9 protein-coding genes are annotated in these 13,266 nt (G+C 71.1%); 5 read left to right on the top strand and 4 right to left on the bottom strand.

Going from position 1 to position 13,266, the window contains the following annotated elements; translation table 11 throughout:
• The first annotated feature begins 18 nt into the window (after nt 1–18).
• Nucleotides 19–954, top strand: coding sequence for a GNAT family N-acetyltransferase (locus ACGFNI_RS18055; protein ID WP_393685229.1), 936 nt, complete (start codon nt 19–21; stop codon nt 952–954).
• 83 nt (nt 955–1,037) lie between these two features.
• Here ACGFNI_RS18055 and ACGFNI_RS18050 read toward each other — a convergent pair whose 3' ends face one another.
• The 3 genes from ACGFNI_RS18050 to ACGFNI_RS18040 form a co-directional block, all read right to left on the bottom strand.
• Nucleotides 1,038–2,675, bottom strand: coding sequence for an MDR family MFS transporter (locus ACGFNI_RS18050; RefSeq protein ID WP_393684846.1), 1,638 nt, complete (start codon nt 2,673–2,675; stop codon nt 1,038–1,040).
• Between the two features lie 208 nt (nt 2,676–2,883).
• On the bottom strand, nt 2,884–4,104 hold the full coding sequence (locus ACGFNI_RS18045; RefSeq protein ID WP_393684844.1) for a glycosyltransferase: 1,221 nt from the start codon (nt 4,102–4,104) through the stop codon (nt 2,884–2,886).
• Between the two features lie 105 nt (nt 4,105–4,209).
• Nucleotides 4,210–5,523 (bottom strand): UDP-glucose dehydrogenase family protein, encoded by a 1,314-nt coding sequence (locus tag ACGFNI_RS18040; RefSeq protein ID WP_393684843.1) that lies wholly within the window; start codon nt 5,521–5,523, stop codon nt 4,210–4,212.
• 309 nt (nt 5,524–5,832) lie between these two features.
• On the opposite strand from ACGFNI_RS18040, the gene ACGFNI_RS18035 reads away from it, so the two are divergent.
• A complete protein-coding gene (locus tag ACGFNI_RS18035) occupies nt 5,833–6,492 on the top strand; it encodes a TetR/AcrR family transcriptional regulator (protein WP_393684841.1) in 660 nt (219 codons plus the stop codon).
• Nucleotides 6,493–6,743: 251 nt separating this feature from the next.
• Here ACGFNI_RS18035 and ACGFNI_RS18030 read toward each other — a convergent pair whose 3' ends face one another.
• Nucleotides 6,744–8,234 carry a DHA2 family efflux MFS transporter permease subunit gene (locus ACGFNI_RS18030; RefSeq protein WP_393684840.1) on the bottom strand — a complete coding sequence of 497 codons (1,491 nt, stop codon included), beginning with the start codon at nt 8,232–8,234 and terminating at the stop codon, nt 6,744–6,746.
• 167 nt (nt 8,235–8,401) lie between these two features.
• On the opposite strand from ACGFNI_RS18030, the gene ACGFNI_RS18025 reads away from it, so the two are divergent.
• The 3 genes from ACGFNI_RS18025 to ACGFNI_RS18015 all read left to right on the top strand — a co-directional run bounded on the left by ACGFNI_RS18025 (nt 8,402) and on the right by ACGFNI_RS18015 (nt 13,223).
• Nucleotides 8,402–9,100, top strand: a complete 699-nt coding sequence (locus ACGFNI_RS18025) for a TetR/AcrR family transcriptional regulator (RefSeq protein WP_393684838.1) — start codon at nt 8,402–8,404, stop codon at nt 9,098–9,100.
• A gap of 641 nt (nt 9,101–9,741) precedes the next feature.
• Entirely contained in the window at nt 9,742–12,360 is a 2,619-nt protein-coding gene (locus ACGFNI_RS18020; protein WP_393684836.1) for an AAA family ATPase, read from the top strand.
• A 35-nt stretch (nt 12,361–12,395) separates the two neighbouring features.
• The gene (locus ACGFNI_RS18015) at nt 12,396–13,223 is read left to right on the top strand and encodes an SDR family NAD(P)-dependent oxidoreductase (RefSeq protein ID WP_393684835.1); all 828 of its coding nucleotides are present in this window, start codon (nt 12,396–12,398) and stop codon (nt 13,221–13,223) included.
• The last annotated feature ends 43 nt before the right edge of the window (nt 13,224–13,266 follow it).

Genomic DNA, 13,266 nt, shown 5'->3' with positions numbered 1-13,266 from the left:
GACTTGACTCTGACATCGGTGAGCTACCGCCCGCTGACCGGCCCCGAGGAGATCGATCTCTTCTGCCGGCTCTCCTACGTCCTCGATCACGAACTGACCGACGACTTCGCCGCCGGCTGCCGCCGCCCCGAGTGGTCCTGGGTGGCCCTGGACGGCGACCGTCTCCTCGCCCGGCTCGCCTGGTGGACGCCCCCGGGCGGTGACGCCCCGCTGCAGTTCGACTTCTTCGACGTCGATGACACGCTGCCCCGGGCCGACCGCGACGAGATCGGCCTGCGGCTGTTCAAGACGGCGACGGCGGCCGTCTTCCCGGCGGGCGCAAAGCTGCCGGAGTACGGCCGCTTCGTCCCGCCCGACTGGCACGAGGACCCCGCAGCGCACGAGGTGGTCGCATCCCGCACACGCGTGCTGGAGAGCACCGGCGCACGGCTGCTGGTCGAGCGGCTGCGGCTGCAGTGGACCCCGTCGTCCCCGCTCCCGGAGCCCAAGGGGCGACTCGTCTTCCGCCCGGTGGCCGACCGTGAGGACCTCATCGCCCTGATGGCCCCGGTCATGGAGGGCACCCTCGACGCCCACGGCCAGGCGGATCTGGCATCCGGACTGAGCCCGCGCGAGGCGGCGGAACGGCACTACGACGGAGAGCTCGCCAAGTACAAGAGCCCGCGCGAGTGGTGGCGCATCGCCGAACTCCCCGACGGTGGCGGCCCGGTGGGCTTCGTGGTCCCGGCCCGCAACAACTACCACCCGATCATCGCGTACATCGGCGTCCTGCCCGCACACCGCGGCAACGGCTACATCGACGAGATCCTCGCCGATGGCACCCGCATCCTGGCCGCCGAGGGCGTCGACCGCATCAGGGCATCGACGGACCTCGGCAACGTCCCCATGGCGCAGTCCTTCGCCCGCGCCGGATACGTCAACTTCGAACGCGCCCTCAACCTGGTCTGGGACTGACCCGGCCTGCACGCCATCGTCGACGAGGGGCCGGCCGATCAGACCCATGGCGCGACTGCTGACGGGAGCCTGACCGCAGGCGTTCAGTCGTCCGACAGTTTGAGGTTCGGTACCCGCCAGGCGGCGATCACGACGGCGATCAGGGTGACGGCCGCGCCGGTGAGGAAGACGACCTGCATGGCGCTGACGTAGCCCTCCAGGAAGGGCCGTGCGAGACGGGGGTCGAGGGTGTGGAGGAAAGCGGAGTCCTCCAGGCTCACGCTGCCGCCCGGACCGATGACACCCTTCAACGCGTCCGCGTTGCGCTTCTGTCCGGCCAGTTCGCGCAGGTGCGGCTGCTGGAGCGCGGTGGCCAGGTGCTCGCTGATGCGGGAGCCGGCGAGGGAGAAGAGGATGGAGAGGAAGGCGGCGGCGCCGACGGTCCCGCCGTTGGAACGGAAGAAGTTCACCGATGCGGTCGCGGCGCCCATGTCGCGGCCCGGCACCTCCGACTGGGCCAGCGTGGTCATGGTCTGCATCGACGCGCCGAGCCCCGCGCCCATGAAGAGCATGCCGATGGCGACGTGCCACATGGGGCTGTCGGCGCGCAGGGTGGCGTACGCCAGCATCGCTGCCGTGATGCAGACGACGCCGGTCACCAGATGCACCTTGAAGTTGCCGGTGCGCGAGATGAGGCGGCCGACGACCAGGGTGACCACCACATTCGCCGCCATGGTGGGCAGCATGGCGAGACCTGCGGCCATGGGGCTCATGCCCTGCACGAGCTGGAGGTAGAGCGGCAGCGTCGTCATGGCACCGAACATGCCGATGCCGACGATGAAGTGGAGCACGGTGCCGAGCCGGAACGAACGGGTGCGGAACAGCCGGAGCGGCAGCAGCGCGGCATCCGCCATCCGCCGCTCGATGAGGAGGAACGCGACGAGCCCGACCGCGCCGACGGCGTACATGGTCAGCGCGGGCGCCGATGACCAGCCCCAACTGCGGCCCTGTTCGGCGACGGTCAGCAGGGGCACGACGCCGACGGTGAGCGCGGCGGCGCCGCCGTAGTCGAGGCGGTGCCGGACGGGCTGGTGCGGCACGCGGCGCAGCACACGCATGATGACGGTGATGGCAACGGCCGCCAGCGGCAGGTTGAGCAGGAAGATCCACCGCCAGCCGTCGAGCCCCAGCAGGGTGTCGTGGCCCGCGAACACCCCGCCGATGACCGGGCCCACGATGCTGGATCCGCCGAACACGGCCATGAACCAGCCCTGGTAGCGGCCACGTTCACGCGGCGAGGTGATGTCGGCGATGATCGTCATGGCCAGGGACATCAGGCCGCCGCCGCCAAGCCCCTGCACGGCCCGGAAGGCGGCCAGCTGGTGGATGGACCCGGCGAAGCCGCACAGCAGCGACCCGGCGGCGAAGAAGAGGATCGCGACGAGGTAGATGACGCGGCGCCCGTAGATGTCGGACAGCTTGCCGTACATCGGTGTGGCGATGGTGCCGGTGACCAGGTACGCGGTGGTCACCCACGCCTGCGCGGTCAGACCGTGCAGATCGTCGGCGATGGTGCGGAGCGCGGAGGAGACCACGGTCTGGTCGAGCGCGCCGAGGAACATGCCGAGCATCAGACCGGACAGCACCACGGTGATCTGCCGGTGCGTGAGCCTGGCCGGGCGGCCGGTGTCGGCGGGTGGGCTGGCCGCGGGCTCGCGCGTGGGGGCGTCCGGTGACGTCACGTCGGTTCCTTGGGGTTGCTGGGGCGCGAGCGCTCGGCCACCCGGACGTCAAGAGCCAGGGCGGGCGCGCTCAACACCCTTTTGGCGTAGTGGAGTTGAGCATGCCAGGTGCGCAGCCGGGCGGGTAGCCGGAGGGGCCGAGGGCCTGAGCCCCCTGCCCCTCCGGCTACCCGGCGCTCTCCGGTTTCGGGGCCGGAGGGGCGCCGGGTCAGCCCACCAGCTTCTCCAGGTCGGTGACGGCGCTCTCGACCTCGGGAAGCGCGAGCATCGCCAGCCGCGCCCGGCGGACCTGCGTCTGGATGCCGGTGTCGGCGAGCACGTCGCGGCACACGGCGACGATGCCGTCGGCGGAACGGTCGGTGACCTCCCGGCCGAGTCCCAGCTCCTCGGACCGGCGCGCGTTCATGTACTGATCGCCGAACTGCGGCAGCACGGCCGTGGGCGTGGCGGTACGCAGCGACTCCCGCACGCTGTTGAAGCCGCCGTGGGTGAGGAAGAGGTCGGTGGCCTCCAGCAGGATGGGCTGCGGGAGCCGTTCGGTGAGGTGGACGTGCGGCGGCAGCCCGGAGCCGTCCACCGCCAGACCGGCGGTCGCGACGATGACGGTGCACTCGTCGAGCCGCGCCGCCGCCTCGGTGATCGTCTTCAGCGTCTCGATGGGATCGGGGAAGTCCACGGGCATCTTGTCCGAGGGGGCGTCGTCCGCCGACCGCCGGTGCAGCTCGGGAAGGGCGGTGCCGAGCGCCGCGAACACCAGGGGCCGGTCGGTGGGCAACTCGGACACCCACCGGGGCAGTACGGAGGTGCGTTCCACATTGACCGTCTGCCGGTACGCCAGCGAGCCGGGCAGGTGCTGGGTGTAGGAGAAGGCCGCCGGCACATAGTCGATGCGCCCGTGCGCGGCGAGCGCGAGGGGGTCGTCGACGGTCGGCAGGGAGAGTTCCCCGCGCAGCGTGTTGAGGCCCTCCACGGTGTGGGCGGGGTCGAGGGTGTTGCTGGTGCCGGACGGGGTCGGCAGCTGGGGTATGCCGAGCCTCTCGGCCGTGAGGACGCTGCTGAGGTCCATTCCGTCGCGCAGGATGAGGTCGGGGCGGAAGTCATCGACCACGGGGCGGAGCAGGTCGAGCAGCTTCTTGGCGAGCGTTCCGGAGATGGTCTCGGTCATCAGACGCCGGAACAGCTCCTGGCGCTGTGCCTCGTCGAGGTCGGTGCGCTCGGTCAGCTCGGCCAGCGCGGGGCCCGCGAAGGTGCTGGGAGTGAATTCGGGCAGGCAGCTGACGACGCGGACGTCGTCGTGCTGGAACACCGCGGCGAGCGTGGGGGTGGTCGCGACAAGGATCTCGTGCCCTGCGGCGGCGAGCGCCCGGAGTACGGGCAGTTGGGCGCGCCCGTGCGAAGGGCTGCCGAGGGTGGTGCACAGAACCCGCATGAGGGGACCTTCCTGTTTCGGTCATCGAGGGTGGGCCGGTACGGCGGTCCCTGTCCCGTGCGGCGGGACGCGGTACCGCGGGAGGAGGGGCGTCGGTGCCGTGGGTCAGCCGGTCATGCTGAGCGTGCGGCCGATGCCCTGCCAGGCCAGTCCCGCGTCCGCGAGCCGGCCGGGGTCGAGGAGGTTGCGGAAGTCGTAGACGACGGGTCCTTGCAACTGCCGGGCGATGGCCCGCCAGTCCAGGTCGTGGAACTCGGGCCACTCGGTGAGGACGACGCATCCGGCTGCCCCCGCGGCGGCGTCGGCCGGGTCGTCGACGAGCGTGAGCAGGTCGCTGAGGTCGGGACGGGTCTCGGAGAGTGCCGGGTCATAAGCGTACAACTCGGCGCCCTGTTCCCGCAGTTGACGGGCGATGGCCAGGGCGGGGGAGTCACGCAGGTCGGATGTGCCCGCCTTGAAGGCGAGACCGAACAGGGCGAGGCGGACGCCGTGCAGCGACCCGTCAGGGCCCGCGCAGCCCGCCGCGACGCGCTCGACGAGCTGCCGCTGGTGCTCGACGTTGGTCTCGATGGTGGCGCGCAGCAGCGGGAACTCCACCCCGGCCTGCTCGCAGACGGTCAGCAGCGCGTGGGTGTCCTTGGGCAGGCAGGAGCCGCCCCAGCCGGGTCCTGGCTTGAGGAACGCGCTGCCGATGCGGGGGTCGTGGCCGATGCCGACGGTGACGGCCTCGATGTCGGCGCCGAAGCGTTCGCACACGGTGGCCAGGTTGTTGGCGAAGGACAGCTTCATGGCGAGGAAGAAGTTCGCCGCGTACTTGGTGAGTTCGGCGCTGGCGGCGTCGGTGAGCACGACCGGCGCGTCGAGCGCCGCGTACAGCCCGGCGACGTGCTCGGCGGCCTGTGGGGCGTCCGCGCCGACCACGATGCGGTCGGGGTGCAGGAAGTCGTGGACGGCGCGCCCCTCGCGGAGGAACTCCGGGTTGCTGACGACCGTCGTGTCCGGGCGGCCGAGCAGTTCCGCGACGCGCTCGGTGGTCCCCACCGGCACGGTCGACTTGTTCACCACCGCGCAGCCCTGCGGCAGGACGGAGCGGATCTCGGCGGCGACGGACTCCACCGCGGCCAGGTCGGCCGCGCCTCCGGCACCCATGGGTGTGGGCAGGCACAGGAAGACGGTGTCCGCGCCCGCCGCCGCTCCCGCGGTGTCCTGGACGAAGCTCAGCCGTCCCGATGCGAGCCCGTCCGCGACGAGTTCGGGCAGTCCTGGCTCAAGGATGTCGACCTGGGCCTGCCGGAGCCGTTCGACCTTGTGGGGGTCGGCGTCCGCGCAGACCACGTGGTGACCGAGTGACGCCAGACAGGCGCCGGTGGTCAGTCCGACGTAGCCGGTTCCTATGACGGCGACATGTCGTGCGGGCACTGGAGATCACCATTCCTGCCGTGGGGTCCTGGGCGGGTCCGCGCCGTGGAGTGTGGGGGCCGGCGGGCGCCGGTCCCCGGTGGTGCGGCGTCGCGGCAGTTGTCGCGGCGTCGACGGGCAGGGCCGAACTCCGTTGTCCGGCCCGGGGAACACGGGAGCGATCGTTCGAATCGCCGCCCGTTTCACCGAACATAAGCCCCCGGCCCGAGAATCAGTCAACGATCGGTGACAACGACCGATGACTTCCGGACAGCGTCCGGAGGCAGGACCATGAGCCGTTGGAACACGGACCGAGCAGAGGTACGACAGGTGAACACGTCAACAGAGCAGGAAGAGACCGTCATGCATCCCCCACGAGCCCGCGGGCACGGCGCGGCGAGCACCCGCTCCGCCCTCATCGAAGCAGCGGCCGGGCGGTTCGGCAGGTACGGCTACGACGGCGCCAGCGTCCGGGACATCGCCAGGGACGCCGGTGTGGACGCCGCGCTCGTCTACCGCTATTTCGGCTCCAAGGACGCCTTGTTTCAGCTGGTGTCGACCAACATCACGCTGTTCGACCCGCTGTTGGAGATCCCGCTGGAGGAAGTCCCCGCCTGGATCTGCGCCTTCGTCACCCGCGGCCCCAAGGACGACGAGGTGCCGCACCCGGTGCTGTCCGTACTGCGCTCGTCGAGCCGAGGGGAGGCGTTGGACCGCTTCCGCGACGAGGTCACCGAGGTGTTCACCGAGCGCTTCGCGGCCCGCCTTGAGGGGCCCGACGCGCGGTTGCGGGCGGAGCTGCTGGCCGCGTGGATGCTCGGGACCAGCCTGCTGTGCAAGGCGTTCCGCACCCCCGCCCTCGACAACGCTCCCGAGGAGACGCTGCGCGAGCATCTGCACGCGGGCATCGCCGCCCTGCTCTGCGTCGCCCCTTCGTCCGACGGGGGAGGCATCTGCTACTGCGGCTGCCCGTCCCCCAGGACCGGCTGACGGCTCCGGGCCGCCCGGCTTGCCGGACGGTCCGGCCTCCGGGGACTGTCCGAAACGCGATGGGTATCGGGAGCCGGGACGTGGGCACTAACGGCCCCTTTAGTGTGCGGAGTTGTCGTGATCGGCACGCACCGCCTTGGAATTGAAGGACCTCACCGCCGACGCCCACCGTTTTACCGAGATCTCCCGGAGCCGTGGGTTCGCACGTCGACGGTGACGTCGTGGCGGTGACGCCGCGTGCGCCCGTGGCGTCAGGCGGTCTTCCGCTTCGGGGCGGCGCCGCCCGGGGCGACCCGCGGGTCGGCCGTGACGAGGAACGCCACGACGACGGCGCCGACCGCCAGCACCCCGGCGGCCCAGCCGCAGGCCACGGTCATGCCGTGCACCGTGGCCCAACTGCGCGGGGCATGGGCGTGCGTGGCCAGATAGGCCGCCGATGCACCGGCGGCGACACTGTTGAGGAGCGCCGTGCCGATCGAGCCGCCGATCTGCTGTGAGGTGTTCACGAACGCCGAGGCGATGGCCGTGTCGGCGGGGTCGGACACGGTGGTCGCCGTGCTCATGATGGGGGCGACGAGAAGGCCGACGCTGATACCGAACAGCAGCAGGGCCGGCAGGACCGACGTCGCGTACCCGCTGTCCGGCGTGAGGCGGGTGAGGACGAGCAGCCCGGACGCCTCGACCGCGAGACCGGACGCCAGCAGCACCCGCGGGCGGACGTGCGGCATGATCCGCCCGGTCACCCGGGTGGAGATCACCGCGGCGACCACCACGTACGGCAGGAATGCCAGTCCGGCCTTGAGGGACGAGTAGCGCATGACGTCCTGGAACTGGAACGTCATGAACAGGAACATGCCCAGCATCGCGAACGTGGAGATCACGATCGTCAGGAAGGCACCGGCCCGGTTGCGGTCGGCGAGTACCCGGGGCGGCAGCAGGGGATGGGTCACCCGGGACTGCACCACGGCGAAGACCACGAGCAGGACCAGGCCGGCCGCCAGCGAGCCGATCACCACCCCCGAGCCCCAGCCGCGGGCGCCCGCCTCCCCGAAGGCGTAGATACAGCCGACGATGCCCGCGCAGCCCAGAGCCGCGCCGACGACGTCCAGCGGCACCCGCGCGGGCCGCGGCGGGTCGGGGAACAGCCGCAGACCGCCGACGATGACGGCAAGGGCGATCGGGACGTTGACGTAGAGGGTCCAGCGCCAGTTGAGGTACTCGGCGATGGCGCCGCCCAGTAGCAGCCCCACCGCGCCGCCCGACATCAGTGCCGCACCGTACAGACCCAGGGCCTTGGCGCGCTCCCGGCCCTCGGAAAAGATGCTGGTCAGCAGGGCCAGCGTGGAGGGTGTGAGCAGCGCGGCGAAGACGCCCTGGAGGGCGCGGGCGGCGATGAGCATGGTGGCGTTCGACGCCGCGCCGCCCAGGACGGACGCGGCGGCGAAGCCCGCCACCCCGATGAGCACGGCGCGCCGTCGGCCCAGTACGTCGCCGAGCCGGCCGCCGAGCATCAACAGCCCGCCGAAGGCAAGGGTGTAGGCGGTGATCACCCATCCCTTGGAGGCGTCGCTGAGGTGTACGTCGGCCTGAGCGGTCGGCAGGGCGATCGAGACGATCGTCATGTCCAGCGCCACCATCAGCTGGGCACCGCTGAGCATGGCCAGCGCCCACCAGCGCCGGGCACTTCCCGCGGGATCCGCCGATGTCTCCGCGGGCGCGCTGTTCGCGGCTGTCTCCGTCATGGAACCCCCGTATCCCGAACCTATCTGGACGAAATCTGTCCGCTTCATGTCTTACGATACAGTGAGTGGACGGAAAGTGTCCCAGTTTCCAGCCGGCCGCAAGGTAGGCAGGGGCGCTTCGCAGGGCCGGCGGTGAACCGGCCGCGGGAGAAAGGCGGTGCTCCGCGATGGGAGCGACGGGGGAAGCTGCCACGGGCACTCCCGACGGCACGGAATCCGGGCCCCTGCGGGCCGACGCCCGGCGCAACCGGGAGCGGATCGTGGCGACGGCCCGCGAGGTGTTCATGACCCAGGGCGTGGACGCGTCGATGGACGAGATCGCCCGCAGGGCCGGGGTCGGCAAGGGGACGCTCTACCGCAGGTTCCCCGACCGGACCGTGCTGGTGGAGGCGGTGGCCCTCGACATCTACGAGCGGCTCACGGCCATGGCGCAGCAGGCCATGGCGGAAGGGGGCAGTGCCTGGAGTTCGCTCAACCGCTTCCTGCGGGAGTGGGCGGAGTTCCGCTTCGGACTCGCCAACTCCCCGCTGTGCCACCCGATGCGTGACGCACTGCGCGCCAACCAGCGGCTGCGCGACGCCCGCGACGTCTGGATCGGCCTGTTCGAGCGCATGGTCGGCGATGCCCAGGACGACGGAGTGCTGCGCCGCGACGTCGGATGCGGGGACATCGTGATGTTCATGGACCGGCTCGTCCAGGAGACGGGCGCGCCCGCCGATGTGGCCGACTCCGTACCTGCCCGGCTGCTGGAACTCCTGCTGGACGCCCTGCGTGTCCAGCCCGGCTCCGTCCTCCCGGGCAGGGCCATCACCGGAGCCGACCTGAACCGGCCGGTGTCCGTCCTGGGGGCGGGCCGACCGGGATGACGGGGACAGGTCAGGAGAATGGCTCGTCAACTCCTTGGCCTCTACCGGCAGTTCGCCACACGGGCCACAGCGATTGACGAGATGTGTGCCAGGGGAGGGTCGAAGGGGGGCCAAGGCCGCTTCGAGAGCAAATGCAAGGGTCGATTTCCGGACAGGGAGACCGCTGCGGCGAGGCGGTGCTGCCACCGTACCGCCGACATGAACTGCGGCTTCTCCCCAGCGAGCGAACAGCGCCGATTGGCCTCCGGAGCACTGTGAACTGACCGGCGGACGCCTCTAGTCTCGGATTCTGGTCACGCGGCAGGGGCCGACGAAGAGTGCCGGGGGGAACGGCAGGCAACGACACCGAGCGGCTGCGGTCGAAGGAGACCCACGCCGGCCGACGGTGCTGCGCAACCACCGGATTTCCTGTCGCCGACCGCTCCGATGGAGGGGTGAGGGGGGTTGGGAGCCGCGGTGTCCACCGCGGTCACTAAACGGATTCCAGACGTCACGTCATTCTTGTGCAGCCGCCGACCCAGGTGGTCAGGCTTCGACAGCGAGGCCGCGCCATCACCTGCGCGCCTTGGGGGACGGGGACCGGCCGGGCCTTCGCACGGCCACCGGTGCGGCGTTGGCGACATCGCTACGGGGGAAAGAGCATGACACGTCACATGTCGGGTACCGCTGCGCGCACAGCGCTCCACGGATATCTGGCCGAAGTCCACGCGGAGAACGGTCGCTTCGTCCTGCTGACCGGACCCGTACTGTCGGGAAAGACCACACTCGTCGACCAATTCGCGCGCGCCTCCCAGGAACGAGGTCTGCGCGTACTCACCGCGAACTGCTCCAAGTTCAGCCGCCACGACCTCCTCGGAGTACCCGGACAACTGCTGCGCGACCGGCACGGACCCGCGGACCCGCACCCCGAGCCCCGCTCACCCGCACGGGCCGCCGAGACCGCCGTCCGCGGCATCCTGGAACTGGCCGCGGCGGGCCGGCTGGTCGTCTGCGTGGACGACATCCGCCACGCGGACCCCGCCTCCGTACGCTTCATCGAATCGCTCGCGGCGAGCATCACCCGCCATCCCGTCCTGGTCGTCGTCACCGACAGGACCGACGCGACACACAACTCCATCCGGCTCCGCGGCCACCTCGACCGGCTGCCGCACGTACGCGGACTGGCCCTCACCCCGCTGTCGCAGGCCGACGTCACCGACATCGCCCGCACCGAATTCGCCCTGCACGCCGCCGACTACGGCTTCGCCGAGCGGCTGCGGCGGCTCTCCGGCGGGAACGCCTCGCTCACCAGGGCACTCCTCCACGACCACGCCGCCTGCTGCGGCTGCCGCGGCGAGCAGGAAGACACCAGGCCGCCCCTCATCGGCCCCGCCTACCGGCAGGCCGTCCTGGACTGCCTGCACCGCCTCGACCCGGACACCAGGGAAATGGCGGAAGCCCTGGCCGTGGCCGACGGGTTCGGCGCACCTGACGTCATCGCCGAACTCGCCCGCATGGACCTGCGCGCCGTCCAGGAGTCGGCGGCCGAACTCACCACCTGCGGACTGCTGGCGGACGGGGCGTTCCGCCACCCCGCCGTACGCGGGGTCGTCCTCGGCGACATGCCCCGCAATCGCCGCACCGGACTGAGCGCACGCGCGGCGACGGTCCTCAGAGCCGCGGGCGCGACCACGGAGGACGTCGCCCGCTGGCTGAGCGCCATGGACGACGTCGACCACGCCGGTGCACGGGCGCCCCGCACCCCACCCCGGGCCCGCTGGGAGGCAGCCGAAGGGCAGGTGAGGACCGCGGCGCCGGCCAGGACCTTGATCGCCGGCCCCGCGGCCGACGAGAACGAGCGGGTACCCGGACAACGCCGCCGCCCCCCGGCGGGTTCACCGGCGGACACGGGCGACGGGAAACCGCGCTTCGCGCCCGTCCCCACTGCCGAGCCGACCCCCGAGCTTGAGGACCACCGCACCCTGTGGCTCGCCAAGGACGAACTCGCCCTGCTGGACCGGCGCACCGCCGCCGTCGGCCGCCCCGAGAGCGCCGAACTGCTCGCGCTCCTCGCCAGGCGGCTGCTGCTCGCCTGTGACTTTCCGGTATTGCTGCGGGAGGTGTGGGCCAGGGAGCGGCCGGCCCGCCGGACCCTGGAGGAACGCCTCACCCGTGCCCCGTACTACGCGGCGGCCTGGGCCCTGTCGGGTGTGCTCACCGAGGACGGCTGCGAGGGCGGGGAAGCGGTACGGGCGGCCAAGCTGGCCCTGTACGGCTGCGACCCGAACGAGGAGAACCTGCCCGCGATCACGGCCGCACTGGCGACGATCGTCCGGCACGACGACCCCGCACAGGCCGCGTTCTGGTGCGAACGCTTCGCCGAAGGAACGGGCGGACGGCACGTCTGCCGCGAGGCACGACTGCGGGTGGTACGCGCCGAGATCGCCCTGCGCGGCGGCGAACCCAAGGAAGCCGCAGCGGAGGTGGAGAAGGCACTTGACCTGTTTCCCGCCCGCCTGTGGGGCATCCGCATGGCGGAACCGCTCGCCTGCTCGGTCCTGGCCCACGTAGCGGCAGGCAACCCCGCATCCGCAGCCGCCCTGCTCCCGCACAAGGTGCCCGACTGCCTCTTCGACACCCGCTACGGCCTCGACTACCTCTACGCCCGGGGCCTCTACCGCCTCGCGGTCGGCGAATCCCTGGCCGGTCTTGCCGACTTCCTCAGATGCGGCGGCCTGATGGCCGACTGGGGAATCGACCGGCACCGCCTCATCCCGTGGCGCCTGGGAGTGGCCGCCGCGTACGTCACGATGAACGAGTACGGGAAGGCCGTCGACCGCATCGACGAAACCTTCGATCTGGCGGGCGCGGCCACTCCCGTGGGCGCGGCAGTGAGCACCGGCGCGGGCGCGGACGGAAATCGGCCCGGTGCCCCCAGGACCCGCGCCAAGTTCCGGGAATCCGTCTTCGAAAAACTCCGGGAAACGGCCGCCACCCCGGACCTCTTCCGCACGCTGGAGGGATTCCGCAAGGGCCACCTGGAGAAGGAACAGCAGCCGGAAATCCGCCGCTACAAAATCTACGACCGGCACTCCACCTACCTGGAAAAGCTGAGCCCTTCCGAGCAGAAGGTCGCCGTCCTCGCGGCACAGGGAAGCAGCAACCAGCAGATCGCCCACGACCTTTCCGTCACGGTCAGCACGGTGGAGCAGCACCTCACCCGCATCTACCGCAAACTCCAGCTCGCCGGACGCAGCGAACTGCGGGCCAGGCTGGGATGACCGAGCCGACGGAAAAAGACGGAAGGGCGGAAAGAGTGGCAGAGGAAGGCGGGCGGATGGCGGCGCAGGAGAACAGCGAATCCCCGGCCCGCGGCCCGGTGGCCCTCGTCACCGGCGGGGCGAGCGGCATCGGCGCCGCGGTCGCAGGGCGTCTCGTGGCCCGCGGATACCGCGTCGTCATAGCGGACATCGACGCACCGCGAGGCGAAGCGGTCGCCGCGCGGACGGGCGCTGTGTTCGTGCGGACCGACGTGGCCGGCCTCCAGGACAACGAGGCGGCGGTCGCGACGGCGGTGGCCACGTACGGGCGCCTCGACGTCGTCCACCTCAACGCGGGCATCACCGGCGGGACTTCCCTCGGGCCCGGCTTCGACCCCGACGGCTACCGGAAGATCGTCGGCATCAACCTCGATTCCGTGGTCTTCGGCATTCAGGCAGCCCTGCCGCAGGTGCGCCGCAACGGCGGGCACATCGTCGTCACGGCCAGCGCGGCGGCACTGCGCCCCTCGATCGAGGTCGTGTACTCCGCGACCAAGAGCGCGGTGGTCGCCCTCGTCCGCTCCCTCGCCCCCGTGCTGCGACCCGACGGAGTCTCGCTCAACGCGCTCTGCCCCGGCCTGGTGGACACCCCGCTGATCGCCGGACGCCGGCCGGCCATCGCCGAAGCGGGGCTCCCGGTGGCGAGCGCGGAGCACGTGGCCGACGCATTCGAGACGGTGCTCGCCGACGGGCGGACCGGACAGGCATGGCTTGTCATGGCGGACCGGCCGGTGGCACCATTCCCGTTTCCCGACCTTCCCGTACCCGGCGCCGAAAAATTGATCACCGATGCCGTTCACGGCGGTGACATGGGTACTTCATGAAACCGCACGGAGCTTAGGGGTTGTTTAGGGGGTTGGTCGGAAC

Source organism: Streptomyces sp. NPDC048644 (genome assembly GCF_043199105.1).
Taxonomy (GTDB): domain Bacteria; phylum Actinomycetota; class Actinomycetes; order Streptomycetales; family Streptomycetaceae; genus Streptomyces.
The sequence above is the reverse complement of the archived record's forward strand: the minus strand, read 5'-3'. Positions and strand labels throughout refer to the sequence as shown.

Coding starts and splice junctions, on each gene's coding strand:
- ACGFNI_RS18045 (WP_393684844.1), bottom strand. CDS start 4,104: ATGCGGGTTCTGTGCACCACCCTCGGCAGCCCTTCGCACGGGCGCGCC.
- ACGFNI_RS18020 (WP_393684836.1), top strand. CDS start 9,742: ATGACACGTCACATGTCGGGTACCGCTGCGCGCACAGCGCTCCACGGA.
- ACGFNI_RS18025 (WP_393684838.1), top strand. CDS start 8,402: ATGGGAGCGACGGGGGAAGCTGCCACGGGCACTCCCGACGGCACGGAA.
- ACGFNI_RS18030 (WP_393684840.1), bottom strand. CDS start 8,234: ATGACGGAGACAGCCGCGAACAGCGCGCCCGCGGAGACATCGGCGGAT.